The sequence below is a fragment of the Dietzia sp. B32 genome, from assembly GCF_024732245.1.
Lineage (GTDB): Bacteria > Actinomycetota > Actinomycetes > Mycobacteriales > Mycobacteriaceae > Dietzia.
In genome coordinates this window covers 3,664,863-3,689,810 of the sequence record NZ_CP093845.1, presented here as the reverse complement: position 1 = coordinate 3,689,810, position 24,948 = coordinate 3,664,863, and the positions used below count along the sequence as shown (strand labels likewise).

The window sequence follows — 24,948 nt, the reverse complement described above, 5'->3', positions numbered from 1 at the left end:
CCAAACCGGCCTCAGATCGCGGGAGGCCTCCATGACTTCCGAGCTTTGGCGAGCCAATACTGGCTTCGGGTCTAGCCGATGCCCGAGTGATCAGAGTTCACGACGTCACAAACCTCGGACTCCACACGCGTCCCGACTCCGTGACCCGGGTCCCAGAGGCGCCCACGATGAGCAGGCACTTCATGTCGACGGAGTCGCAGTCGAGGTCGGCGAGAGTCGTCACGGTGAGGGATTCCTCGGTTCGCCCAACATCACGGCCCACGATCACCGGCGTGGTCGGGCAACGGTGACGCAGGATCACCTCGCGGGCGTCGGAGACCTGGTGGGTGCGCGAGCGGGAGGCGGGGTTGTAGACCGCCAGGATCAGGTCGGCGGCGGCGATCGCGTCGAGGCGCCGCTCGATGACGTCCCACGGCTTGAGCCGGTCCGACAGGCTCACCACGGCAAAGTCCGCACCGATGGGAGCGCCCGCCCGCGCGGCCACCGCCTGTACAGCGGAGACCCCGGGAGCGACTCGGATGTCGATGCCGGCGAAGTGCGGATCCTCGGCGGCCTCGAAGACCGCCGAGGCCATGCCGAACACGCCCGCGTCGCCGCCGGAGACCACGGCCACTTGCTCGCCCGCGCCGGCCAACTCCAGGGCGAGTGCCGCGCGGTCGACCTCGACGGTGTTGCCCGAGCAATGGCGACGCAGCCCGGGCCGCTGGGGGACCCTGTCGACGTACGGGGCGTACCCCACCACGTGGTCGACCTCGGACAGGATCCGCGAGGCCTCCGGGGTGAGCCAGTCCTGCGGCCCCGGGCCCAGGCCGACGACGTGCACGACGCCGCGCGATGGCGGGGCCTGCCCGTCCGTGGAGTCGAGAGAGTCGGCCGAGCCGGCGGTCCGCCCCGGGGAGGGCTCCCCGGGTGCAGGGAGCGGCGCGGGCCGGCGGCCGGTGGGGTCGGAGTGCTGAGAGTCGCCGGGGACGACGATGAGCGAGAAGTACGGCACGGAGTCCGGGTCGACCTCGCTGACCGGGTGATGTGCCTCCGCGTCGGTTGAGGCCCGCTCCACATAGACCGCGCCGTCGAGCCGCCCGGCCGCCTCGAGGGCCCGCCGGACGGCGGGGAAGTTGCGGCCGAGCTTCATGATGATCGCACCGTCGGTGTCTGCAAGTCGCCGCGCGAGCTCGGGCTCGGGGAGCGTGCCCGGCAGGACGGTGAGGACGTCGGTCTGCCGGACCAGGGGAGTGGCGGCCGCGGCGGTGGCGGCGGCGAACGCGGGGATGCCGGGCACGATCTCGGTCTTGAATCGAGCGGCGAGCTTGTCGTGCATGTACATGAAGGAGCCGTAGAACAGCGGGTCTCCCTCCGAGAGCAGGACCACGTCCCGGCCGGCGGCCAGGTGCTCGGCCAGTCGCTGCGCGCTGCGTTTGTAGAAGTCCGCGATCGCGCCCGCGTACCCGCCCGGGTGGTCGGTGACACCCGTGGTCACGGGGTATTCCAGTCGCTCCTGTATCGCGCCAGAAGGGATGAGCTCGGCGGCGATGCGACGCGCGTTGGATTCCTTGCCGCGCCCAGCGTGAAAAGCCACGACGTCGGCCGCGCCGATGAGCCGGGCGGCCTTGAGCGTGAGCAACTCGGGATCGCCCGGTCCCACGCCGACGCCGTACAGACGGCCGGTCACTCCGCCTCCTGGGCCAGGGCGTTGAGGGCCGAGGCGGTCATCGCGGACCCGCCGCGCCGCCCGTGGACGGTGACGAAGGGGACGTCGATGCCGTGATCGTCCGCGAACGCGGCGAGCGCGGCCTTGGACTCGGCGGCGCCGATGAACCCCACCGGGCAGCCGACGATCGCGGCGGGCCGGGGAGCACCGTCGAGCAGCATCTCCAGGAGGTGGAACAGGGCGGTGGGGGCGTTGCCGATCGCGACGACGGCGCCGTCGAGGCGGTCGCCCCACAACGCCAGCGCGGCGGCGGAGCGGGTGGTGCCCATCCGCGCGGCCAGGTCGCGGACGCCGGGATCGGACAGGGTGCACACCACGTCGTTGTCGTGGGGGAGCCGGGCCCGGGTGATCCCGGAGGCGACCATGTGGGCGTCGCAGAGGATCGGCGCGCCGGCGTCCAGGGCGCCCCGGGCTGCGGACACGAGCCCGGGGTGCACCTGTAGGTCACGGGTCAGGTCGGTCTGGCCGGTGCCGTGCACCATCCGCACGGCGAGTCGCTCGGCGTCGGCCGGAACGCGGGACAGGTCGGTCTCGCCGCGGATGGTCGCGAAGGAGTCGACGTAGATGGCGGGCCCGTCGTCGACGTAGTCGTAGCGACGCGGCGGCCTCAGGGCAGCACTCATGGGGTCCTCCTCGGGGTTCTCGCCCCGGTGTGAGAAGTCGCAGCGACGCGGTGGGAGCGCGCTGATCCCCGGTGAGTATCTGGCTGGGCCCATCGGCTCGACGGGCCTCACAGTGGCGGAACCGCCCCGGACTTGCACCGGGTTCCTCGCCGTGGGACAGCCCGCAGCCTACTCGCGGACGGCCAGCACCCCGCGCCACGGGGTCACGATGAGCTCGGCGACGTCGCCGCCGGTGAGTCGGGCGATGAGGGCGCGGTCGAGCATCCCGTCCGGCGCCTCGACGTGCTCGATCCGCCCCGCGGACCCCGCGACCGGCCCGTACGGCAGGACCGGGGCCGGGCTCGGCAGCCGGCCGTCCGCAGGGCGGGCCGCGACGAGCGGGGTTGGTAGTTCCCGCACGTGCCACGGCGCGTCCGGGCCGGTGCCGCGGGCCCGGACGAACTCGCGGGCCAGCCCGACCAGCCGGTCGGAGGCGTAGGCCAGCGGCACCACCTCGGACCAGCGGTCGCCCACCCGCAACTGCGCGGTGTCGGCATCCAGCGCGATCAGGCCCAGGTCGCAGGAGCGATCGAGCAGGTCCCCGCGGCCGTCGTCAAGGACGAACAAGAACCGGCCCGGCAGGCCGCCGAGCGCGGGGTCGGCCAACAGTCCGGCGTCCAGCGCCTCGGTCACCGGCCGCAGGTCCGCGCGGCCTCGGGCCTGCCCGCCGAACGACTCGCCCAGGCCCGTCATCGGCGAGACGAGGACGTTGCGCACCAGCTCGTGCCCGGGCGCGGGGAGCAGGCCCGTCTCCGCGATCGCCGCCACCACCTCGCCGGGCAGCTGCCCGTCCGGACCGATCGGCAGAGCCCGAAGCTGCAGGTTCGCACGCGTGGTCACGTGCACGTTGTCGTCGTCGCCATATCTCACGGCGACCCCGTGCAGGGCGGACAGGGCCGCCGGTGACACGCGGCCACCCGGCACGCGCAGTCGGACCAGGGCGCCGTCGGAGGCCGGCCACGGCCGCAGGACGCCCGGGCACAGGTCGCCACGGGTCCGGCGGGTGGGTTCGGCGATGCTCACGGGGGCCATTGTGGCAGCCCGACGCGCGCGTTCAATTTCCCGATCCCCGGTGGTAAGTTTTTTCTTCACAACTGAAGAAACGGAGCTCCACCGTGACACCTCGCCGCGTACCCACCCTTCTCGCCTCCGTCCTCACCGCAGTCGCACTGGTCGCGGCCGGGTGCTCGTCGGACGCCGCCACCGAACCCGCCGCCGCCGAAGCGGCCGCCACTACCACGGCATCACCGGCCGCCGGGTCCGTCGCCGGGGTGACCGTCCCGGACGCGTTCACCGCGCTGACGATGATTCCCATCGGCAACTCGCCGCTGCCGTTCAAGGGCACCGACGGCAAGTACCACGTGGCCTACGACCTGCAGCTCACCAACGCCACCAAGGTGCCGGCGAGCGTGGACAAGATCGACGTGGTGGACGGCACTGATCCCACCAAGGTCATCGCCAGCTTCTCCGCCGCCGCTCTCGTGGACCCGGACTGCGTCTTCGGTGACTGCAACCGCCTGCGCGACCTGCCCGCCGGGTACGTCGACACCGCGCAGATCCCGCCGCAGGAGAGCCGGGTCATGTTCATCGACTTCACCCTCGACTCGCTCGACCAGGCCCCGGACGCGGTGCTGCACCACCTCTACGGGACCGGCGCCGCCTCGCCGGCGTTCGGCGAGCCGGGGCCCATCGACTACCTCACGACGCCGGTCGCCTTCTCCACCCGCACCGTGCCGGTCATCGCGCCGCCCGTGCGGGGCGAGAACTGGGTGGCCCTCAACGGGTGTTGCGAACCGGGCTTCCCGCACCGCAGCTCGGTGATGTCGGTCAACGGCAAACTCAACAACAGCCAGCGCTTCGCGATCGACTGGAAGCGCACCAACGACCAGGGCGAGTTCTATACCGGCGACAAGAACCACAACGAGAGCTACGTGGACTACGGCGCCGAGATCCTCGCCGTCGCCGACGCCACCGTGGTCTCGGTCCTCGACGGCATGGACGCCAACGCGCCGGGGGTCCTGCCCGCCAGCAACCCGGAACTGGCCTCCAAGCTCACCGTCGAGAACGTGGACGGCAACCACGTGGTGCTCGACCTCGGCGACGGCGTGTACGCGATGTACGCACACATGATCTCCGGCTCGGTCACGGTGAAACCCGGCGACACGGTGACCGAAGGCCAGGTGCTCGGCAAGCTCGGGAACACCGGCAACGCCAACGCCTCGCACCTGCACTTCCAGCTCATGGACGGGCCGAGCCTGCTCGAGGCCGACTCGCTGCCGTACGAGCTGAAGGGGTTCGACTACGCCGGGCAGGTCCCGCCGCAGCGGATCGCCGACGCCGACGACTTCCTGTCCGGCACCTTCGTCGACGAGGCGACCCTCTCGCCGGAGCCGCGGATGAACGAGCTGCCCCTCAACCTCGCGGTGGTGGACTTCCCCTGATCGGGGCGGCCGTCCCGGGCTCCCGCGACCCTCGCGCGGCGGCCGGGCGGCCGGGGGCCGCGGCCGGCGGATAGGCTCCCCGGTGCCGTGGTGTTCGGGAAGCCGGAGGAAAAGCCGGCGCGGCCCTCGCCACTGTAGTCGCGGAGTCGCGCACCCTCGTCCGTCCCTCCCGGGTCGGAGACCACTGGACTCATCGGTCCGGGAAGGTCGGTCGCGCGGCGTTGATGCGGAAGCCAGGAGACCGGCCACGGCGACATGTTCCACGAGGGTTTGGAGAAGAACATGCGCCCCACCCGGCGTTTGGCGTCCCCTGATGACGCCTCGGCACGCTCAGACGTGCCCCGCATCACCCTGTTGTCCACCTCCGACACCGACCTGCTCAGCGCCCGGGCCTCCGGCGCCGCATGGGCGCTCGGCAACCCGTCTCGACTCGACGTCGAGGCGAATCTGCCCGAACTGCTCGACGGCGCCGACCTGGTGGTGGTCCGCATCCTCGGCTCGCGGCGATCGTGGGAGGCCGGGTTCGCCGCCGTGCTCGGCGCGGGCGTTCCGGTGGTGGTCCTGGGTGGCGAGCAGACCCCCGACGCCGACCTTATGGAGCTGTCCACCGTCCCGATCGGCACCGCGGCCGAGGCACACCGCTATCTCGCCGAGGGCGGCCCGGGCAACCTGGCGCAGCTGCACGCGTTCCTGGCCGACACCGTGTTGCTCACCGGCGCCGGGTTCGAGCCGCCGGAGAACGTGCCGGTGTGGGGGATGCCGCCGCGGCCGGGCACGACGGAAGCCCCCGGCCTGCCCCGCGTGGGCGTGCTCTACTACCGCGCCCACGAGGTGAGCGGGAACTCCGGGTTCGCCCACGCGCTGGCCGACGCGATCGACGCCGCTGGCGCGGTGGGAGTGCCGGTCTTCGCCGGCTCCCTGCGCTCGGCCCCCGACGAGCTGTTCGACGCCCTCGGCACTCTCGATGCGCTGGTCGTGACGGTTCTCGCTGCCGGCGGCACCACGCCCGGCGCGGTGAGTGCGGGCGGCGAGGACGAGACGTGGGACGTCGAGCGCATCGCCGCGCTGGACATTCCCGTCCTGCAGGGCCTGTGTCTGACGTGGAGCCGCGAGGACTGGGCTGCCTCAGACGACGGCGTCAACCCGCTGGACTCCGCCAACCAGATCGCGATCCCCGAGTTCGACGGCCGGATCATCACTGCGCCGTTCTCGTTCAAGGAGATCGACGCCGACGGCCTACCCCGCTACGTGGCCGATCCGGAGCGGTGCGCTCGCGTCGCCGGGATCGCCGTGGCCCACGCGCGGCTGCGCCATGTGGCGCCCGCCGACCGCAAGGTCGCGCTGGTCCTCTCGGCCTATCCGACCAAGCACTCCCGCATCGGCAACGCCGTCGGTCTGGACACCCCGGTCTCGACCATCCGCCTGCTGCGCCGGATGCGCGACGAGGGCTACGACCTGGGCCCGGACGACGGCCCCATCGCGCGCTTTCTCGATCGACCGGGCCTCGACCTCACCGAGCCGGGGGCGGATGGCACCGTCGCGGAGGGCGGTTTCGCCGACGACACCGCCGCCGGCGACGCACTCATCCACGCGCTCATCGCCGCGGGCGGGCAGGACGAGGAGTGGCTCACCAGCGCCCAGCTCACCGACAGTCACGTGCGGATCTCCACCGACGACTACCTGCGCTGGACCGCGGACCTGCCCGAGGCGCTGCGCGCGGAGATGGTCGAGGCGTGGGGGCCAGCGCCGGGGAAGCTGTTCGTCAACGACGCCGGCGAGATCGTGCTGGCCACCATCCAGGCAGGGAACGTCGTCCTGCTCATCCAGCCGCCCCGCGGATTCGGCGAGAACCCGGTCGCTATCTATCACGACCCCGAGCTCGCGCCCTCCCACCACTACCTGGCCGCCTACCGCTGGCTCGCCCGCGGCTTCGGGGCGCATGCGCTGGTGCACATCGGCAAGCACGGCTCGCTGGAGTGGCTGCCGGGCAAGAACGCCGCGCTCTCGGCGGACTGTGCCACCGACGCGGCGATCGCCGACCTGCCGCTGATCTACCCCTTCCTCGTCAACGACCCCGGCGAGGGGGCCCAGGCCAAGCGCCGCGCGCACGCGACGATCGTCGACCACCTGGTCCCGCCGATGGCCCGCGCGGAGTCGTACGGAGACATCGCCCGCCTCGAGCAGCTGCTCGATGAGTACGGGAACATCGCGTCGATGGACCCGGCCAAGCTCCCGGCCATCCGCGCGCAGATCTGGACGCTCATGCAGTCCGCGCACATGCACGAGGACCTGGGCCTCGAGCAGCGGCCCGACGACGAGGAGTTCGACGACTTCCTCCTCCACGTCGACGGCTGGCTGTGCGAGATCAAGGACGTCCAGATCCGCGACGGCCTGCACGTCCTGGGGCAGGCGCCCGCGGGCGAGGCGCGCGTCAACCTGGTGCTGGCGATCCTGCGGGCCTCGCAGGTGTGGGGCGGCGAGTCCGGGGCGGTTCCGGGCCTGCGCCGCGCACTCGGGCTGGCCGAGGGCGCGCCGACCGAGGAGGTCGACCGGGTCGAGGCGCTGGCCAAGGCGCTGGTCGAGGGGATGGACGCGCGGGAGTGGGACGTCGCCGCGGTGCCCGACGTCCTCGCCGCCGCGGGCCTCACCGCGGGTGGGGCGGGTGACGGCGCGTCCGAGGGCGATGACGACAACGACGACGACGAGGTCGCGCAGGTGCTCGAGTTCGCCGCCCGTGAGGTGGTGCCGCGCCTGGCCGCCACTGTCGACGAGCTGGACGCCGTCATGCACGCCCTGGACGGCGGGTTCATCCCGGCCGGGCCCTCGGGATCCCCCCTTCGGGGCCTGGTCAATGTGCTGCCCACGGGCCGGAACTTCTACACGGTGGACCCGCGCGCCGTCCCGTCGCGGCTGGCGTGGGAGACCGGTCAGGCCATGGCGGACTCGCTGCTGGACCGGCACGTCGCCGAGACCGGGGAGTACCCGAGCTCGGTGGGGCTGTCGATCTGGGGCACCTCGGCCATGCGCACCTCGGGCGACGACATCGCCGAGGTCCTGGCCCTGCTGGGCGTCCGCCCCGAGTGGGATGAGGCCTCCCGCCGGGTCACGGGTCTGGAGGTGGTCCCGTCCGAGGAGCTGGGCCGCCCGCGCGTCGACGTGACCGTGCGCATCTCGGGCTTCTTCCGCGATGCGTTCCCGCATGTCATCGGGATGCTCGACGACGCCGTGCGGATGGTCGCCGAGCTGGACGAGCCCGACGAACACAACTTCGTCGCCGCCCACACGCGGGCCGATCTGACCGAGCACTCCGACCACCGCCGGGCCACCACCCGCATCTTCGGCTCCCCACCCGGCTCGTACGGCGCCGGGATCCTGCAGACCATCGAGGCGGGCAACTGGCGCGACGACGGAGACCTGGCCGAGGTCTACACCCGCTGGGGCGGGTACGCCTACGGCCGCGACCTCGACGGAGTCCCCGCGGCCGACGACATGCGCACCAACTACCGGCGCATCGCGGTGGCGGCCAAGAACATCGACACCCGCGAGCACGACATCGCCGACTCGGACGACTACTTCCAGTACCACGGCGGGATGATCGCCACCGTCCGCGCGCTCACCGGCGCCGAGCCGCGCGCCTATGTGGGCGACTCGACCACGCCCGACGCCGTCCGCACCCGGTCGCTGGCGGAGGAGACCACGCGGGTGTTCCGGGCCCGCGTGGTGAACCCGCGGTGGATCGCGGCCATGCAACGTCACGGCTACAAGGGGGCGTTCGAGCTGGCGGCCACGGTGGACTACCTCTTCGGGTTCGACGCGACCGCCGGCGTGGTCCACGACTGGATGTACGACTCGCTCGCCCGCGAGTACGTCCTGGACGAGACAAACCAGGAGTTCCTGCGCCGGTCCAACCCGTGGGCGCTGCGCGGGATGATCGAGCGGCTCTCCGAGGCCGCCGACCGCGGGATGTGGGCCGAGCCCGACGCGGACATCATGGACCGGATGCGGCAGGTCTACCTCGACGTCGAGGGCGATCTCGAGGAGTCCCACGGTGACTGAGTTCCCCACCGGCCGCAGGCGGGTGCGGGTCGTGGGCATCGGCTCGGGCGGGCTCGACCAGATCACGGTCGAGGCCGCCCGGGCCCTGCGCGCCAGCGACTACGCCCTCGCGGCCGTGAAAGGCCCGGCCGACCCGTTGATCGATCTCCGCGCGCAGGTGCTCGCCCGCCACGCGCCGGGCGTCGAGCTGGTGGGTGTGCCCGATCCGGAGAGGGACCGCTCGTCGTCGTCGACCTCCTCCGACGCCGGGTACCGCGGCGTCGTGACGGACTGGCACGAGGCCCGCTCCCTGGCCTGGGAACGCGTCGTGGCCACCCGGCCCGGCGATGTGGCGATCCCCGTGTGGGGCGACCCGGCGTTCTACGACTCAACGCTGAGGATCCTCGACCGGATCGCCGAGCGCGGTGCGCTGGACCTGGAGGTGGAGGTCGTGCCCGGGATCTCCGCGCTCCAGGTTCTGGCCGCTCGCCACCGGCTGGTCCTGCACGAGATCGGCGGCACGGTCACCGTGACCACCGGCCGCAGACTGCGCGAGGTCGTGGCTGCCGGCGCGGACAACGTGGTGGTGATGCTCAACGGCGACCTGCCGCTCGATGACCTGGCCGACTGGCAGATCTGGTGGGGAGGCAACCTCGGCGACGCCGGCGAGACGCTCGTTGCGGGCCGGGTCGGCGACGTGCTGGAGGAGCTGCGCGCGCACCGCGAGCGACTGCGCGACGAGCACGGCTGGGTGATGGACGTGTATCTACTGCGACGCGGAGAAGGGACGACGGCCCGATGACGGCTGAGAAGGAGAGCGCGGGCCGGGTGGTTCTGGTCGGCGGCGGGCCGGGGGACCCGGGGCTGATGACCGTGGCCGGCCTCGACGCCGTCCGCACCGCCGACGTGGTGGTGACCGACCGCCTGGGACCGGTGTCGATCCTCGACGAGCTCGACCCGGGCATCGAGGTGATCGACGTGGGCAAGGTGCCCTTCGGTCCGGCGACCCCGCAGGAGGAGATCAACCGGATCCTCGTGGAGCACGCGCGGCGCGGGCGGACCGTCGTCCGACTCAAGGGCGGCGACAGCTTCCTGTTCGGCCGCGGCGCCGAGGAGCACCTCGCGTGCACCGCGGCCGGGGTGCCCGTCACCGTGATCCCGGGCGTCACCTCGGCGCTGTCGGTTCCGGCCCTCGCCGGCGTCCCGGCCACCCACCGCGGACTCTCGCAGGGCGTGTCGGTGATCTCCGGCCATGTCCCGCCGGGCGACCCGCAGTCGACCCTCGACTATGGGGCGCTCGCCCGATCCGGAACCACCCTCGTGCTGCTCATGGCGGTGACGAACCTCGCCGCCATCGCCGCTGAGCTTCTCGCCGAAGGGCTTGCAGCGGATACTCCCGCGGTCATGATCGAGAACGGATCGACCCCGGCGCAGCGGGTCCTGCGCGGGACGCTAGCGACGATCGCGCAGCAGGCGACCGAGGCGGAGGTCGAGCCTCCCGCGATCACCGTGATCGGTGCGGTCGCCGGGTTGGCCGGATAGCCCGGTGTTCGGCGGCTGACCGGATCCGGCAGCCACGTCACATGCGCTTGATCCGCTCGAACGGGTACCGGGCGATCATCGCCACGATCAGCCCGTAGGCGGCCGTCGCGGCGAGGAAGCCCGTGGAGACCTCCACGCGGAAACTCGAGGCGAGCAGCGGAACCACCGCGACAGCGGGAGCCAGAGCCAGGCCTGCGGCAAGGAGACACCAGGTGGCCACCAGCGAGTTGGCGCGGCGGGACGCGTCGGGGTCCCGCCGAACCCGGTCGGGTACGCGGTAGCCGCGACGGGGATCGGTCACCCAACCTTTGAAACCGGTGTAGGCCGCCAGAGCCGACGTGATCGCGCCGAGCAGAAACAACCCGGCCAGCACTGTGGTGGCCACCCGTACCTCTCTCGACTCAGCGGACGTACCTGATGATGAAGGCGGCGACAGCGGCGACCGCCTTCTCCTTCGCCCATCCGGGCAGCACCTTCCACGCCCACGAACCGACGTTACCCGCGAGACACCCGATGATCGCGTTGCGCGCATAGTCGGTGCCTGCGCCACCGTTCGTGAGGTCGTCGAGCACGGAGGTCGGCACGCTCCCCAGCGCGCCACTGGCGCACCACGCCGCCGCGGCGACCGCGGCGGCGGCGATCGGTAGCGCGACCGACCGGACTTCGCCCTCGGAGGTGTCACCCTGCTGGGCGCGCTCGATCTCCCCGGCCGCAGGCCCGAGCTGATCCGAGAGAAAATCCAGTTGAGCCGTGGTCGGCACCGGAACCTGCTCTTCCACGACCTGGGTTGACGATGACTGACCGCCCGCCGAGCCGGACGGCACCGCAACCGCGGTGGAGCCGGCGAAGACAAGCGACATCGCCGTGCCCAGGGCAATAACGGACCGAAGAACGGAGTGAGAAGTAGAGAGAGTCATAGAGCTCCGACGTGGTGATGTCACCCGTGATGCCACGGGTGCCGACGGCGGGCACCGTAACAATTCTGCTGACGTCTTCTTCACCGCGAGCACAGGGGCCGGGCTACGTCCGACGGACGAGCTCGACTCGGCGGTCCTCCGGGGCACGGCGCGGGCAGCTCGCGCACGTGCTGCCGTCGGTGGCCAGATAGATGAGGCAGCAGGAGCTGCGGCGGACGAACCGGCGCGTCCGCTCGGGGCCCTCCACATCGATGTACCGAGCCGGCAGCAACGGCGGGCGGCACACGGCGTGCGCGAGCTCGACGCCGCGATCCGGGTCGCCCGCCGCGCGGCCCGCCTCGAGCGCGCGGCCCGCCTCGAGCGCGCGGTTCGCGATGGAGTCGGTCGCGATCGCCCACAGCGCCCGCGGTGCCGCGCCCGAGACCTCCGCGAGGGCGGCGATCACCTCACCGTGGGCCTCCAGCAGCGCGTCGGCGTAGGCGGCGGTCGACGGCAGGAGGTGTTCCGACAGCGCCGAGTGAAGATAGCCGTTCGGCTGCAGCGAGACGGAGAGCCGCTGCGGTCGGGGATCGGGCGCGCGGCCGATCGCGAGCAACATGGCCAGCGGCGCGGCCACCAGCGTCGAACTGGCCGAGTACCACCACAACGTGCCATTCACCCGCGGATCGCCATGGTTCCAGCGCCGGCCGGTGTCCTCCACCCGCCGGGCCAGCCACCGCGGGTCCGTCAGCACCGATCCGGGCAGGACCTCCGGGCCGTGTTCGATGGTGCGGACGAAGTCGCCGAGGAGGTCCGAGACGCCCGAGTACGCGGCTGTCACGGTCTCGGGGGCGCGGAGCTCGTCGTCGTCGCCGTTTCTAGTCATCGGCGAGCCCCGCCACGTCGAGCGTGCGGCGGCCGTCCGGCCCCGCCCGCACCTCGCCACGCACCCCGAACACCTCCCGCAGCACCGCCGCGTCCAGGACCTCCTCCGGCGCACCGGTCGCGACGAGGTGACCGCGGTGCAGGACCGCGATGACGTCGCAGTACTCGATGGCCATCCGCAGATCGTGGATCGTGAGCAGCACCGCCAGCCCGTCGGCCGCCAACTCGCGGAGCAGGAGGAGAACCGACAACTGCTGGTGCAGGTCGAGGTGATTGGTCGGCTCGTCCAACAGGAGCACCTCGGGCCGCTGGGCGAGGGTGCGCGCGATCGACACGCGTTGCCGCTCGCCGCCCGACAGGGCCAGAACGTCCCGCTCGGCCAGCCCGGTCAACCCGACCCGGGCGAGCACTTGCTCCACAACGGTCGAGTCGTCGGTGCCGAAGGGCTCGAGAAGTCCCCGGGTGACCGTCCGGCCCAGGCGCACCGACTCGCGGACCGTGATGCCGCCCAACGAGACCGGTTCCTGCGTACTGGCCCCCACCGCGCGGGCCAGCGTGCGGCGACGCAGCGCGGAGACGTCCTCTCCGTCCACCGAGACCATCCCCGCCGACACCGGCAGAGCGCGGTAGCAGGTGCGCAACAGCGTCGTCTTGCCGCTGCCGTTCGGGCCGATGAGTGCGGTGACCCGGCCGGGTGCCACCGTGAGGTCCACGCCGTGGAGGATCCGCCGACCGCCGAGGTGGGCGGAGACATCGCGCGCGGTGAGGCTGCTCATCGGGACGCCTTCCCGTAGCGGTGCCACAACATCAGCAGGAACACCGGGCCGCCCACGACGCCCGTCACCACGCCCACCGGCAGCTCGGTGCCCTCGCTCACCGCGCGGGCGGCGAGGTCGGCCAGCACCAATGCGACCGCGCCGAGCAGCGCCGCCGCGGGAAGCAGGCGCGCCGCGGTGCGGCCCGTGAAGAACCCCGCGAGGTGGGGGATGAGCAGGCCGATGAAGCCGATCGTCCCGGAGACCGCCACCGCGCCCGCGGTGAGCAACGAGACGAGCAGCAGCATGAGCACCCGGAAGCGCGGGACGTTGACGCCCATCGCGGTGGCGCCGTCGTCACCGGTGAGAAGCAGGTCGAGGTGACGGCTGCACAGCATCACCACCGTGCCGGCAACGGCGAGGATCATCACCGGCGCCCACAGCATCGTCCACCCGGCGTCACCGAACCCGCCGGCCAGCCAGCGCATGACCGTGCCCAGCTGATGGTCGTCGCCGAGGACCAGCAGCGTGAACGTGTTGAGCGCGCCGAAGACCATGGTCATGGCCGCGCCGACCAGCACGATGGCCGTGGTGTCGTGGGCGCGGCGGGCCACCAGGACGACGCCGGCCAGCGGGAGCAGCGCGCCGAGGAACGCCGCGATCGGCAGGGTGAACACGCCCCACATCCCGGCGCCCACGCCGAGGACCGTCAGCACCACGACGCCGAAGCCCGCGCCCGAGGAGACCCCGAGCAGGTACGGGTCGGCGAGCGGGTTGCGGGTGACCGCCTGGGCGACGCCACCCGCCACGGCCAGCGACGCGCCCACGGCCGCCGCCATGAGCGCCCGGGGCAGTCGCGACTCCAGGACGATCGCCTCGCGGGCGTCGGTCCACCACGGATCGAACGCGCCCGGGGCGAGGCGGTGCGCGACGATCGCCCACACGTCCCCGATCGGGATCGAGACCGAACCCAGTGAGACCCCGGCCGCGATCGTCATCGCCAGCACCGCCACGAGCGGCAGGCAGATGAGCCACAGCGGCCGCCGCCCGGTGGGCGGGGCATCCGTGATGCGCCCGGAGCCGTGGCGGGGATCGACGCCCGTGCCGGCGCGGTCAACGCGCCCGCCGGTGTTCTCGGCGACGGTCGTCATGTCACTGCCCGAACGCGTGCGGGTGCAGCTCACGGGCGATGGTCTCGGTGGAGGTCGTCATCCGCGAGCTCTCGAAGAAGTCGGACAGCGGGACCACCACGATGCGATCCTCCCGGATCGCCGGCGTCGTGGACATGATGGGCTGCGCGCGCAGGTAGGCGATCTTGTCCTCCGCGCTGGTGGCGCCGTAGTCGAGTACCACGATCGCCTCGGGCTGACGCTCGCCCAGGAGCTCCCATGTGGACGTGAGATAGGGGCGGTCGCCCTCGGAGAAGATGTTGTCCGCGCCCGCGTACTCGCCGATCAGTTGTCCGATGCCCACGCCGCCGATCGTCGTCGGTTCTGATTCGCCACCGTCGTAGAAGAACGTGGGGGTGCCGGTGACACCCGACGCATCGAGCGTCTCTCGGACCTCCCTCATCTCGCCGGTGATCCGGTCCGTCAGGTCCCGGGCCCCCTGCTCGACGTCGAGGATCCGGCCGAGCTGGGAGAAGTCGGTCTCGAGCATCGACAGGTCACCGAAGCCCTCTCCGCAGTACTCCGAGAACAGGAAGGTGTTGATCCCCGCGGCCTCGAGGGCGTCGCGGCTGCGGCCCTCCTTGTCGTCGAAGGCGCTGCGCATCCCGGCCACCACGAGGTCGGGCTCGAGGTCCACGATCTGCTCCCAGGTCGGGTACTCCTCGGCCAGCGAGGGGATGGTGTGGAACTGATCGGCGACCTCCGGCAGGACGTCGTCCTGCTCGCCGTATCCCATTCCCACGATCCGGTCGCCGGCCCCCATCTGGATGAGGGTCTCGGTGACGTGGTCGTTCATCGAGACGATGCGCTGGGGTGGGGCGTCGTAGGTGGCCTCGCGGTCGCAGTTGGTGATGGTCACCGGGTCGGCGAAGGGTTCGGTTGAGCCCGCGGCCTCCTGCGCCTCGCCGCGGGAGCAGCCGGTGAGTGCGACCCCCGCGACGAGGAGGGTGGCGAGCGTGATTCTGGTGTGGCGACGGAACATGATCAGTCCTCGGATCGTGTCGTGCGGTCGACGACACGTGAGACCCGCAGGAGGGTAGGAGTCGACGACGACACCACGTCACCTGACAGGACCCCGGATCGCAGACCACGGCGATGTACTCGGAGTCGCGAACATCCGGGCAGGTAATCGGGCTCGCGGTCACGAAAGTGGCCACACACCGTTGCGGGTCAGCGCCGGATTCCCACCGGTCTTCCCCTGCTCGTTCCGGATGTCAGCAGTACGCCCTCAGGATAGGCACACCGCGTCCGCGTGCTTTGCAGGTACCCCGGCTCGGCGGAGCCGACCACGCGCGCTTCGTGGCCCGGCGCCGCCCGAGGACGGCGCGACGCACGACCACACCCAGCACGGCCAGGGCAGCGGTGCCCACCTGGACGCGGTCGTGCAGGAGGATCGCGCGGCGGATGTCGTCGTCCCGGACCGACCGGCCGTCACCGAGGACCGCTCGGTCCTCCACGCCGTAGGGGTAGGGCGTGGGCCCGCCAAGCCGGACCCCGAGTGCGCCCGCGCACACGGCCTCGACGACCCCGGCGTTCGGGCTCGGGTGCGCCCGCGCATCACGGAGCCACACCCGCAGGGCCCCGGCGGGACTCCCGCCCACGGTCGGGGCACAGACCACCCCGAGCGCGCCGGCCACCCGGGCCGGCAGGAACCCCAGCACGTCGTCGAACCGCGCCGCGGCGGTGCCGAAGTGGCGGTACCGATCCGAACGGTGACCCACCATCGCGTCCAGCGTGTTGGCCGCGCGGTGGACGGCGGCACCGGGCGAACCCGCCACCGCGGCCCAGAACAGCGTCGCCACCGCCGCATCGGAGGTGTTCTCCGCGACCGACTCGACGACCGCCCGCGCGAGATCCTCCGGGCCGAGCGCGGCCGGATCGCGACCGCACAACCACGGCAACAGGTCCCGGGAACCCGCGTGGTCGCCCCGGGCGAGCAGGTCACCCTGCCGCCGCGCGACCGCGAGCAGCGACGACCCGCCCAGGCACGACCACACCACGGCGGCGTCCCACGCCACTGCCGCGACGCGGTTCCGTCCGGCGAGACGTCCGACGCCCGTCACCGCAGCGGCGGTGCCCCCCACGAGGAGGCCGGTGAACAGCAGGCCCGCCGCCCGCTGCGTATTGGGCGTCCGGCCGGGCCGGAGGAGTCGCGACTCCACGGCGAGCGCCACCCGGCCGAAGCCCGCGACGGGGTGGAACCGCCCCGGGTCGCCGACGAGGCGGTCGAGAGCGAACCCGGCCGCGATGCCTGCCGCGCGGGTCGCGAGTGCGGTCCCGTCAGCGCGCGAGATAGCGGACATGCGCCCCCCGCCCGTCGTGGGTCACCTCGGCCTCCACTCCGTACACCTCCCGGATCAGATCGGCGGTGAGCACCTCGTGGGGCGCGCCGCCGATCACCAGTCGCCCACCGGATAACACGATGAGATGGTCGCAGAACGTGGCCGCCAGGGTGAGATCGTGCAGGGCCGCGATCACCGTGGTGTCCGTGGCGCGGACGAGGGCCAGCAGGTCGAGCTGGTGGCGGATGTCGAGGTGGTTGGTCGGTTCGTCGAGGACCAGCACCCCGGGCTCCTGGGCCAGGGCCCGCGCGATCTGCACCCGCTGCCGCTCGCCGCCGGACAGCGTCGCGTACCGCTGGTCCAGGCGGTCGCCGAGGCCGGTCGTGGCCGCCGCGCGCCGCACCACCCCGTCGTCCCCGGGAGCGGGGCCCGACCAGGCCGGGCGATGCGGGATGCGGCCGAGTTCGATGACCTCCCGGACCGTGGGGTTCTGGTCGGTGGTCGCCTCCTGCGCCACCAGCGCCAGGCGCCGGGACAGGCGTTTGCGGGGGAGTGATCGGATGTCCGTGCCGTCGAGGTGCACCGATCCGGTGTCGGGGCGGAGTAGGCCCGTCAGGATGCGCAGGAGCGTCGACTTGCCGGATCCGTTCGGCCCCAGCACCCCGACCATCGTGCCGTGGGCCGGGGCCACGCTGACGTCGTCGAGGATGGTCCGGCCGCGCACGGACCACGAGACGCTGCGCGCCTCGAGCGTCGACGGGGCGCCTGTGGCCGGGGTCATCGGCCCCGTCCCCGTCGCAGGAGGAGCCCGACGAAGGCCGGGACGCCGATGAGCGCGGTCGCCACCCCGATCGGCAACTCCTGGGGCGCGATCACGGTGCGGGAGACCGCGTCGATCCACACCACGAACACGGCCCCCATCAGCGCCGCGGTCGGGACGAGGACCCGGTGCCGGCCGCCGACCAGGGCACGGGCGGCGTGTGGCAGCACTAGGCCCACGAAGCCGATCGCCCCGCAGGTGCTCACGATGACGGCCGTGACGAGCGCCGTCACCACCATGAGCACCAGCCGGGTGCGCGCCACGTTGACGCCGAGGGCGGCCGCGGCGTCCTGGCCGAAGGTGAACGCGTCGAGGCTGGAGGTGTGCAGCAGGCACGCCACCAGCCCGAGCAGGACCACGACGCCGCACACCGCCACGTCCGACCAGCGGACGGAGGCCAGCGAGCCGAGCAGCCAGAACAGCACGCCGCGGGTCTGCTCGGCGTCGGCGGCGATGTAGACGACGAACGAGGTCACCGCGGAGAACAACTGGGTGGCCGCGACCCCCGCCAGCACCACCCGGTCGGGCGTCCCGCCGGACGCGAAGGCCAGGACCAGGACGAAGCCGAACGCGGCGAGCGCCCCGACGAACGCCCCCGTGGTGAGCCCGACCGCGCCCGCCCCGACCCCGAGCACCACCACGAGGACCGCCCCGGTCGAGGCCCCGGAGGAGATGCCGAGGATGTACGGGTCTGCCAGCGGGTTGCGAAGCAGCGACTGCAGGATGACGCCGCACAGTGCGAGCCCCGCCCCGGCCAGCGCGGCCATGAGGGTGCGCGGCAGCCGCAGGTTCCAGATGATCCCCTCCTGGATCCGCGTGAGCCCGGAGTCGGCTCCGGTGAGGCGGGCCAGCGCGGACTGGACGACGTCGGCGGCGGTGAGTCCGGACGGGCCGATGGTGATGACGAGCGCTGCCGACACCGCCAGCAGCCCCAGGCCGCCGAGCCACAGGGTGACCAGTGCGGACGGTCGCCGCAGTGGCGGCCGCCGGTGCGGTGACGCCGGGCCCACCGTGGCGGGGGTCCTCTCGGGTGCGAGGGTCATCGGGTCAGTTCGCCGGGTCCGGCTCGGCGAGACCCGGCGTGGTGAGTCCAAGCTCGGTGAGCCCCGCCGCGACGGTCTCCACCCCGTAGATCGTGCGCAGCGACGGGTTCATCTCGGCGCCGGTGATGTCGATGAATCGCTTCTCGCGGACCGCGGCCATCTCCCGGGTGACGGGGTTGGACTCGAGGTAGGCGATCTTGGCCTCCGCGGTCTCGGCGGTCTGGCTCTTGCGGGTCAGGTCGCCCACGACGATCACGTCCGGGTCGCGCTCGGCCACGACCTCCCAGCTGATCTGCGGCCACTCCTGGGTGGTGTCGTCGAAGGCGTTCTCCAGGCCCAGGGTGGTCGAGATGAGGCCGGGGGCACCGCAGCAGCCGGCCAGGTACGGGGACTCGGAGTTGGCGAACCAGTACATCGCGGAGATCCCGCGGGCATCGACGCTCTCGGCGGCCTCGTCGAGCCGGCGCTGCAGGTCCGCCACCAGCTCGTCACCGGCCTGCTCCACGTCGAAGATCCGGGCGAGCTCGGTGATCTCGCGGTAGAGCAGGTCCGGGGTCAGCGGGGTCTCCCGGACGCCGTCCCCGGAGTCGGCGACCTTGCCCACACAGTCGGTGGGGGAGAGGTACGTGCCCACGCCGAGTTCGTGGAACTGCTCGCGGGCGGCGACCCCGCCCTCCCCGAGGGTGCTGCCGAAGGAGGCGGTGACGAAGTCCGGCTCCACGTCGAGGACGGCCTCCATCGACGGCGCGTTGTCGGCCAGGCGGGGGACTGACCTGTTCACCTCGGCGAACTCGGGCAGGACCGGGTCGGTCCAGGTGGCGGTGCCGACCATCCGGTCGCCGAGGCCGAGGGCGTACAGGATCTCGGTGGAGCCCTGGTTGAGTGAGACGACCCGCTCGGGCGGGGCCTCGACCTGCACCTGCTCCCCGCAGTTCTCGATCGGATCGGTGCGCGGGCCGGCGATCGCGGCCGGGTCGTGGGCGGTGCAGGAGGCCAGGGTGAGAAGGGTGACGCCGGCGAGGGTGAACAAGGCGGAAGAACGCATGGGTGTGCTCCGAGGTCGCGGGCCTGGAACGCGAAGCCCGATGATGACCTGGCGGTTGTCACCGCGAGGGCCAGCCGGTATTCGGACTCGGGATCACCTGGACGGAGCGCCTTCCCAGACCGTGCGGCCCAGTGGCATCGTGCCCCGCCATCACCCTCACCGCTGCGCGTCAGTTCCGGAGTCACACCGGATTCCCGCGACCGATCGGTCTCGCTGGCGATCACAAGGTAACACGCGCTCCAGGGTCAGTACGCCAGCCCCATCCGCATCGCGCCCACCGCCTCGGACAGTGCCGAGCGCGCGAGCGGGGTGGCCCCGACGGCGTTGACGAACGGGTGGACCAGCGAATCGTGGCGGCGCAGCGAGACCGGGACACCGGCGTCGGCCATCTTCCGGGCGTACGCCTCGCCCTCGTCGCGCAGCGGGTCGAACCCGCCCGTGGCCACGTGGGCGGGCGGCAGTCCCGAGAAGTCCTCCGCCAGCAGGGGGGAGGCGCGGGGGTCGAACCGGTCCTCGTCGGACCGGATGTAGGTCTCCTCGTACCAGTCCATGTTGGCCCGGGTGAGGAAGAAGCCGTCGCCGAACAGCTCGTACGAGCGGGTCCGCGCGGACATGTTGGTGGCGGGGACGAACAGCAGTTGGAAGTCCGGCATCTTCTCCCCGGCGTCGCGCGTCTGCTGGCACACCACCGCCGCCAGGTTGCCGCCGGCGCTGTCACCGCCCACCGCGATGCGCGTCGGGTCCACGCCGAATTCGTCGGCGTGGTCGCGGACGTACCGGAACGCGGCGAGGGCGTCCTCGGAGGCGGTGGGGAACCGGAACTCCGGTGCCAGCCGGTAGTCGACGCTGATCACCTTGAGTCGGCCCGCCCGTGCGATGTAGCGGCAGGTCGCGTCGTGCGAGTCGACGCTGCCGAGCACCCAGCCGCCGCCGTGGAAGTACACCAGCACCGGCAGCGGCTCGTCCCCCTCGACCGGCGAGTAGAGGCGAGCGGGCAGGTCGGCCCGGTCCGGACCGGTGCCGCCGAGCGGGAGGACGATGTCGGAGACGACGGCGAGGTCGATCTTCTTGCCCGAGACCGTGAACGCCGACCGCTCGACAGCCGAACGTGCCCTGTCGACGGTGAGGTCCTCGTATTCACCCTCGGACGTCATCGAGATGACCCGGAGCCCGGCCTGGAAGTGCGGGTCGAGAACCTGGCCGTCCAGCCGCCTCGGGGTCCCACCCACTACTCGGAGCAGCCGGCCGGGCAGGAACCCCGCAGCGGTCATGACCGATTTGGTGACGCGATCCGCGATCGACGGGGAGAAGGCACGGTGGCCGGACATGGGAGAGCGCATGCCCACATTGTGACGCGGATCCCTGGGATGATCAGGGTAATCGGACGAAGGAGCTGGTCATGCGTTCAGAAGACGAGAGCGTGGTGCGGGTCGAGAGCCTGGTCAAGACCTTCGGCCGGGCCCGGGCCCTGGACGAGCTCGACCTGGACGTGCGCCGGGGGGAGGTCCACGGGTTCCTCGGCCCCAACGGGTCGGGAAAATCCACCACGATCCGGATCCTGCTCGGGCTCATGCGCGCCGACTCCGGCCGGGTGACGGTGTTCGGCGGCGACCCGTGGCGAGACGCGGTCCAGCTGCACGCCCGGCTGGCCTACGTCCCCGGTGAGGTGACCCTGTGGCCGCGGCTGACGGGCGGCCAGTGCATCGACCTGCTGGGCCGGGCGCTCGGAGGACTCGACCCCGACAGGCGCGACGGACTGATCGACCGCTTCCGCCTGGACCCCACCAAGCGCACGCGCGACTACTCCAAGGGCAATCGACAGAAAGTGTCACTGATCGCCGCGCTGGCGTCCGACGCGGAGCTGCTCGTCCTGGACGAGCCCACCTCCGGCCTCGACCCGCTCATGGAGCAGACGTTCCAGGAGTGCGTCCGCGAGGCCGTCGACGGTGGCGCCACCGTGCTGCTGTCCAGCCACATCATGGGCGAGGTCGAGGCGCTCGCCGACCGGGTGAGCATCATCCGCGACGGACGCACCGTCACCTCGGGGACGCTGGCCGACCTGCGGCGCCACACCACGACCGAGGTCCATGCCGTCACCGACGCCGATCCGGGTTCACTCGGACGCGTGACGGGGGTCGACGGCCTGCGGATCGAGGAGGCCGCCGACGGTCGGTTCGAGGTCCGCTGCCACGTGCCTGCCCCGCAGCTGGGGGAGGTCACCGGCGTCCTGCACGCGGCCGGCATCCACACGCTCACCGCGACCCCGCCCAGCCTGGACGACCTGTTCCTCAGCGCCTACTCCGGAGCAGGGGACCGGGGATGACCTCGCCGTTCGCCGGCACCGGACTACTAACCCGCATCGCCCTGCGCACGGGGTGGCGGGTCGCGGCCGCCTGGGTCCTCGGCCTCGCCGCGCTGTACCTCATCACGGGGCTCTCGATCGCAGCCCTCTACGACACCCCGCAGGACCTCGCCGCGTACGGCACCTCGGTCGGCGAGTCGATGATCATGCTCACGGGCCGGGTGGCCGGACTCGACACCCTCGGCGGCGTGATGATGAACGAGTACTCGTTCATGGTCGCCTTCGGCATCCCCGTCATGGCGATCGCCCTGACCGCGCGCTCCACCCGCAGGGAGGAGGAGTCCGGACGGTCCGAACTGCTGTTGTCGGGCCGGGTCGGTCGGCTCGCCCCGACAGCGGCCGCACTTGTCGTCGTCGTCGGGGTCTTCACCGTCCTGGGACTGGCGCTGTGGACGGCGACCCTCACCCTCGAGATCGATCCCGGCGGCGCGGCGCTGTACGTGGGCTCGATCGTCGCCGCCGGCTGGGTCTACGCCGCGGGCACCGCCGTGGTCGCCCAGGTACTCGCGCACACCCGCACCGTGTGGGCGGTGTCGATGGCCGCGGCCGGACTGACCCTCATCACCCGCGGGATCGGTGACGTCAACCGCAACTGGCTGAGCTGGACCTCCCCGTTGGGGTGGCACGGCCTCACCCGGCCGTTCGGCGATGCGTCCGTGGTGCCTCTGATCGTGGCCGTCGCCGCCGCGGCCGGACTCGCGGCCGTCTCCCTGTGGCTCGCCGGCCGCCGGGACGTGGGCCAGGGGTTGGTCCCGGCCCGGACCGGCCCCGCCACCGCGTCGAGATGGCGCGCGTCCCGGACCGGGTCCGCCGTCCACCAGCACCTCGGCGCATTCGCCGGCTGGACGATCGGCGTGGTGGCGCTGATGGCCGTGTACGGCGCGCTGATGAACGTGGTGGTCGAGACGATGCTCTCCAACCCCGACCTGGCGATGTTCCTCGCCGATGCGGGCACCCTGGTCGACTCGATCGTGCAGATGCTCGTCGCCTTCGCCGGATTCCTCGGAGCCGGCTTCGCGTTGCAGACCCTCACCGGGTTGCGCGCCGAGGAGGCCGCCGGCCGGCTCGAGGTGGAGCTGTCCACGGGGCGCTCGCGGTGGTCATGGCTCGCCGCGCACGCGGCCGTCGTGGCCGCCGGCACCGTCGTGGTGGTCCTCGCCGGCGCGGCCGCCTTCGGGATCACCGCGGCCGCCGTGCTGGACGACGCGGGCCTCGCGGTGCGCATCATCGGGGCCGGGGCGTGGTACATCCCCGCCGCGCTGGTGTTCGTCGCGGTCTCCATCGGACTGTTCGGTGCGGCCCCGCGGCTGCAGGTCCTCGCCTGGGTGCCGTTCGTCCTCGCCGTCGTCGTCACCCTCATGGGACCCACGCTCCGGCTCAGCGAGGACCAGATGCGCCTGTCCCCGTTCGGCGCGGTGGGCACCGCCCCCGTCGGTCCCGTGGACACGGTCGGCGTGACCGTGCTCCTCGCCATCGCGGCCGTCCTCGTCGCCGTGGGGGTGGTCGGATTCCGGCGCCGCGACGTGCCGCGGACCTGACCGCGGTGGCCGACCCGACCTGACAGACTGGCCCCCACGGCCGCTACGCCACATCGGCGAGGCCGACACGGCCGCCGGCTCCGCCGGCCGCAGGCGATCCAGGGAGGAACCGATGTCGGACGAGTTCGATCGAGACAGGCTCTCCACCGCACTGTCGGTGGTCGCGGACTGGCCGGTGGACAACGTCTCGGCCGCGGTCGTCGGCCCCGACGGCGCCCTCGCGGTCCACGGCGACGACACCCGCGTGTACCGCCTGGCCTCGGTGACCAAGCCCCTCGTCGCGATGGCCGCGCTCCTGGCCATCGAGGAGGAGGCCATCACCCTCGACGAGCCCGCCGGGCCCGAGGGGTCCACGGTGCGTCACCTGCTCGCCCACGCCTCGGGGCTGGACTTCGCCGACCGCGACAAGGTCCGCGCCGAGCCGGGGGAACGGCGGATCTACTCCTCGGCCGGGTTCGAGGTGCTGGCCGACCACATCGCCGACGCCACCGGGATCGCGTTCGGCGACTACCTCCACGAGGGGGTGTGCCAGCCGCTGGGCATGGAGTCCACCACGCTCGAGGGATCCGCCGGCCACGGCGCGTCCGCCAGCCTCGCCGACCTCATCGCGTTCGCCCGGGAACTCGTGGCCCCGGGCCTGCTCGCCCCCGAGACCCTGGAAGAGGCCGTCACCGAGCAGTTCCGCGGCCTCGACGGGATCGTGCCCGGGTACGGCATGCAGAAGCCGTGCCCCTGGGGCCTGGGCTTCGAACTCCGCGACGCCAAGCACCCCCACTGGACCGGCCAGCACAACTCGCCCGCGACCTTCGGTCACTTCGGACAGTCCGGGACGCTGCTGTGGGTCGAGCCCGAGATCTCCACGGCGCTGGTGGTGCTCACCGACCGCGACTTCGGCGACTGGGCCAAGCCGCTGTGGCCGGAGCTGTCCGACAGGGTCGTCGACGCGGCCACCCGGCGCTCGCGCGAGGACGATGCGTTGGGCGGGTGAGTCCGCCACCCGCGACACGCCCGCAGTCGTGCCGGGCGCCGGAATCACCGTGCTGTAACTTTGCTGAGAGTCGAGAAGTGTCGCTGGTGTAATTCGACCACTTCAGGCACAGTGGTAACTGCAAGCAACATAAGCAACATCATTCACACGATTTCGTGAGGTCGTTGGGGAAGACGTCCCTCAGTGAGTCGGGAGTGAAGTGATGTCTGACCATAACTATCTCGCGGATACGACGACCGGCGTGGTGTTCATCCATGCCGCGCCTACCGCGTTATGCCCTCACGTCGAGTGGGCTCTCGCAGCCACGCTCGACGCCAACTCAGCCATGCGCTGGGAAGACCAGCCGGCCCAGCCGGGCGCTCGCAAGGCGATCGTCGACTGGATCGGCCCGGTCGGCACCGGCGCGCGCCTGGCCGACTCGTTGGCAAAATGGGCGATGCTCTCGTTCGAGGTCACCGAGGACCCGAGCGACCTCGTCGACGGCGAACGCTTCTCGCACACACCCGAACTCGGGATGTGGCGGGGACAGACGGGCGCCAGCGGTGACGTGGTGATCAGCGAGAACCGCCTGCGTCATCTCATGAAGGCCGGCCCCGCCGCCTTCCACTCCGCGGTGGAGGACGAGCTCGGCACCGCCTGGGACCGCGCCCTCGAGCCGCTGCGCGGCCACCCGGCCGCAGCCGAGGTCACCTGGCTCTCCCGGGTCGGCTGACCCACCGCACTCCCGCACTCGCGCAGGAAGCGCCCGCACCCTCTCGGGGCGGGCGCTTCCCGTTC

The 24,948-nt window shown here is 72.1% G+C and carries 21 protein-coding genes, 1 pseudogene and 4 riboswitches; of the genes and pseudogenes, 8 read left to right on the top strand and 14 right to left on the bottom strand.

What is annotated here, in order from left to right; genetic code table 11:
- Positions 1-97: 97 nt before the first annotated feature.
- The 3 genes from L8M95_RS17340 to L8M95_RS17330 all read right to left on the bottom strand — a co-directional run bounded on the left by L8M95_RS17340 (position 98) and on the right by L8M95_RS17330 (position 3,393).
- A complete protein-coding gene (locus L8M95_RS17340; protein ID WP_260487303.1) occupies positions 98-1,669 on the bottom strand; it encodes a precorrin-2 C(20)-methyltransferase in 1,572 nt (523 codons plus the stop codon).
- Positions 1,666-2,331, bottom strand: coding sequence for a precorrin-8X methylmutase (locus L8M95_RS17335; protein WP_260487302.1), 666 nt, complete (start codon positions 2,329-2,331; stop codon positions 1,666-1,668). Before L8M95_RS17335 ends, L8M95_RS17340 begins: the two co-directional genes overlap by 4 nt.
- 73 nt (positions 2,332-2,404) lie before the next feature.
- Positions 2,405-2,479, bottom strand: a riboswitch (cobalamin riboswitch).
- A gap of 20 nt (positions 2,480-2,499) precedes the next feature.
- Positions 2,500-3,393 (bottom strand): nitrite reductase, encoded by an 894-nt coding sequence (locus tag L8M95_RS17330; protein ID WP_260487301.1) that lies wholly within the window; start codon positions 3,391-3,393, stop codon positions 2,500-2,502.
- 92 nt (positions 3,394-3,485) lie between these two features.
- Between L8M95_RS17330 and L8M95_RS17325 the strand changes: the two genes are divergently transcribed.
- The 4 genes from L8M95_RS17325 to cobA all read left to right on the top strand — a co-directional run bounded on the left by L8M95_RS17325 (position 3,486) and on the right by cobA (position 10,388).
- Positions 3,486-4,811 (top strand): M23 family metallopeptidase, encoded by a 1,326-nt coding sequence (locus L8M95_RS17325; RefSeq protein ID WP_260487300.1) that lies wholly within the window; start codon positions 3,486-3,488, stop codon positions 4,809-4,811.
- Positions 4,812-4,882: 71 nt separating this feature from the next.
- Positions 4,883-5,076, top strand: a riboswitch (cobalamin riboswitch).
- A 17-nt stretch (positions 5,077-5,093) separates the two neighbouring features.
- Positions 5,094-8,867, top strand: a complete 3,774-nt coding sequence (gene cobN / locus L8M95_RS17320) for a cobaltochelatase subunit CobN (RefSeq protein ID WP_396119818.1) — start codon at positions 5,094-5,096, stop codon at positions 8,865-8,867.
- Complete coding sequence (gene cobF, locus L8M95_RS17315) at positions 8,860-9,648, top strand: precorrin-6A synthase (deacetylating) (RefSeq protein ID WP_260487299.1); 789 nt, start codon at positions 8,860-8,862, stop codon at positions 9,646-9,648. Before cobN ends, cobF begins: the two co-directional genes overlap by 8 nt.
- Complete coding sequence (gene cobA, locus L8M95_RS17310; protein WP_260487298.1) at positions 9,645-10,388, top strand: uroporphyrinogen-III C-methyltransferase; 744 nt, start codon at positions 9,645-9,647, stop codon at positions 10,386-10,388. Before cobF ends, cobA begins: the two co-directional genes overlap by 4 nt.
- A gap of 37 nt (positions 10,389-10,425) precedes the next feature.
- Here cobA and L8M95_RS17305 read toward each other — a convergent pair whose 3' ends face one another.
- The 11 genes and pseudogenes from L8M95_RS17305 to L8M95_RS17255 form a co-directional block, all read right to left on the bottom strand.
- Entirely contained in the window at positions 10,426-10,773 is a 348-nt protein-coding gene (locus tag L8M95_RS17305) for a hypothetical protein (protein ID WP_260487297.1), read from the bottom strand.
- A 16-nt stretch (positions 10,774-10,789) separates the two neighbouring features.
- Complete coding sequence (locus L8M95_RS17300) at positions 10,790-11,248, bottom strand: hypothetical protein (protein WP_260487296.1); 459 nt, start codon at positions 11,246-11,248, stop codon at positions 10,790-10,792.
- A 160-nt stretch (positions 11,249-11,408) separates the two neighbouring features.
- Positions 11,409-12,170 (bottom strand): (2Fe-2S)-binding protein, encoded by a 762-nt coding sequence (locus L8M95_RS17295; RefSeq protein WP_260487295.1) that lies wholly within the window; start codon positions 12,168-12,170, stop codon positions 11,409-11,411.
- Positions 12,163-12,945 (bottom strand): ABC transporter ATP-binding protein, encoded by a 783-nt coding sequence (locus L8M95_RS17290; protein WP_260487294.1) that lies wholly within the window; start codon positions 12,943-12,945, stop codon positions 12,163-12,165. Before L8M95_RS17290 ends, L8M95_RS17295 begins: the two co-directional genes overlap by 8 nt.
- Positions 12,942-14,075, bottom strand: a complete 1,134-nt coding sequence (locus L8M95_RS17285; RefSeq protein ID WP_396119140.1) for a FecCD family ABC transporter permease — start codon at positions 14,073-14,075, stop codon at positions 12,942-12,944. The genes L8M95_RS17290 and L8M95_RS17285 overlap by 4 nt, the downstream gene beginning before the upstream one ends.
- Before the next feature lies 1 nt (position 14,076).
- Positions 14,077-15,075 (bottom strand): ABC transporter substrate-binding protein, encoded by a 999-nt coding sequence (locus tag L8M95_RS17280; RefSeq protein WP_260487293.1) that lies wholly within the window; start codon positions 15,073-15,075, stop codon positions 14,077-14,079.
- A gap of 120 nt (positions 15,076-15,195) precedes the next feature.
- Positions 15,196-15,355, bottom strand: a riboswitch (cobalamin riboswitch).
- 69 nt (positions 15,356-15,424) lie between these two features.
- Positions 15,425-16,396: pseudogene (locus L8M95_RS17275) on the bottom strand (cobalamin biosynthesis protein); the annotation flags it as partial.
- Positions 16,374-17,156, bottom strand: coding sequence for an ABC transporter ATP-binding protein (locus L8M95_RS17270; RefSeq protein WP_260487292.1), 783 nt, complete (start codon positions 17,154-17,156; stop codon positions 16,374-16,376). The pseudogene L8M95_RS17275 and the gene L8M95_RS17270, both read right to left, overlap by 23 nt.
- Positions 17,153-18,238: an iron ABC transporter permease gene (locus L8M95_RS17265; RefSeq protein WP_260487291.1), complete on the bottom strand. Its 1,086-nt coding sequence runs from the start codon at positions 18,236-18,238 to the stop codon at positions 17,153-17,155. The genes L8M95_RS17270 and L8M95_RS17265 overlap by 4 nt, the downstream gene beginning before the upstream one ends.
- A gap of 4 nt (positions 18,239-18,242) precedes the next feature.
- Positions 18,243-19,283 (bottom strand): ABC transporter substrate-binding protein, encoded by a 1,041-nt coding sequence (locus tag L8M95_RS17260; protein ID WP_260487290.1) that lies wholly within the window; start codon positions 19,281-19,283, stop codon positions 18,243-18,245.
- A gap of 54 nt (positions 19,284-19,337) precedes the next feature.
- A riboswitch (cobalamin riboswitch) is annotated at positions 19,338-19,516 on the bottom strand.
- 12 nt (positions 19,517-19,528) lie between these two features.
- Positions 19,529-20,623, bottom strand: a complete 1,095-nt coding sequence (locus tag L8M95_RS17255; RefSeq protein ID WP_260487289.1) for an alpha/beta hydrolase — start codon at positions 20,621-20,623, stop codon at positions 19,529-19,531.
- 59 nt (positions 20,624-20,682) lie between these two features.
- On the opposite strand from L8M95_RS17255, the gene L8M95_RS17250 reads away from it, so the two are divergent.
- The 4 genes from L8M95_RS17250 to L8M95_RS17235 all read left to right on the top strand — a co-directional run bounded on the left by L8M95_RS17250 (position 20,683) and on the right by L8M95_RS17235 (position 24,883).
- Entirely contained in the window at positions 20,683-21,606 is a 924-nt protein-coding gene (locus L8M95_RS17250) for an ABC transporter ATP-binding protein (protein ID WP_260487288.1), read from the top strand.
- Entirely contained in the window at positions 21,603-23,183 is a 1,581-nt protein-coding gene (locus tag L8M95_RS17245; protein WP_260487287.1) for an ABC transporter permease, read from the top strand. Before L8M95_RS17250 ends, L8M95_RS17245 begins: the two co-directional genes overlap by 4 nt.
- Positions 23,184-23,295: 112 nt before the next feature.
- Positions 23,296-24,171, top strand: a complete 876-nt coding sequence (locus tag L8M95_RS17240; protein ID WP_260487286.1) for a serine hydrolase — start codon at positions 23,296-23,298, stop codon at positions 24,169-24,171.
- A 202-nt stretch (positions 24,172-24,373) separates the two neighbouring features.
- The gene (locus L8M95_RS17235; protein WP_260487285.1) at positions 24,374-24,883 is read left to right on the top strand and encodes a DUF3145 domain-containing protein; all 510 of its coding nucleotides are present in this window, start codon (positions 24,374-24,376) and stop codon (positions 24,881-24,883) included.
- Positions 24,884-24,948: the final 65 nt, after the last annotated feature.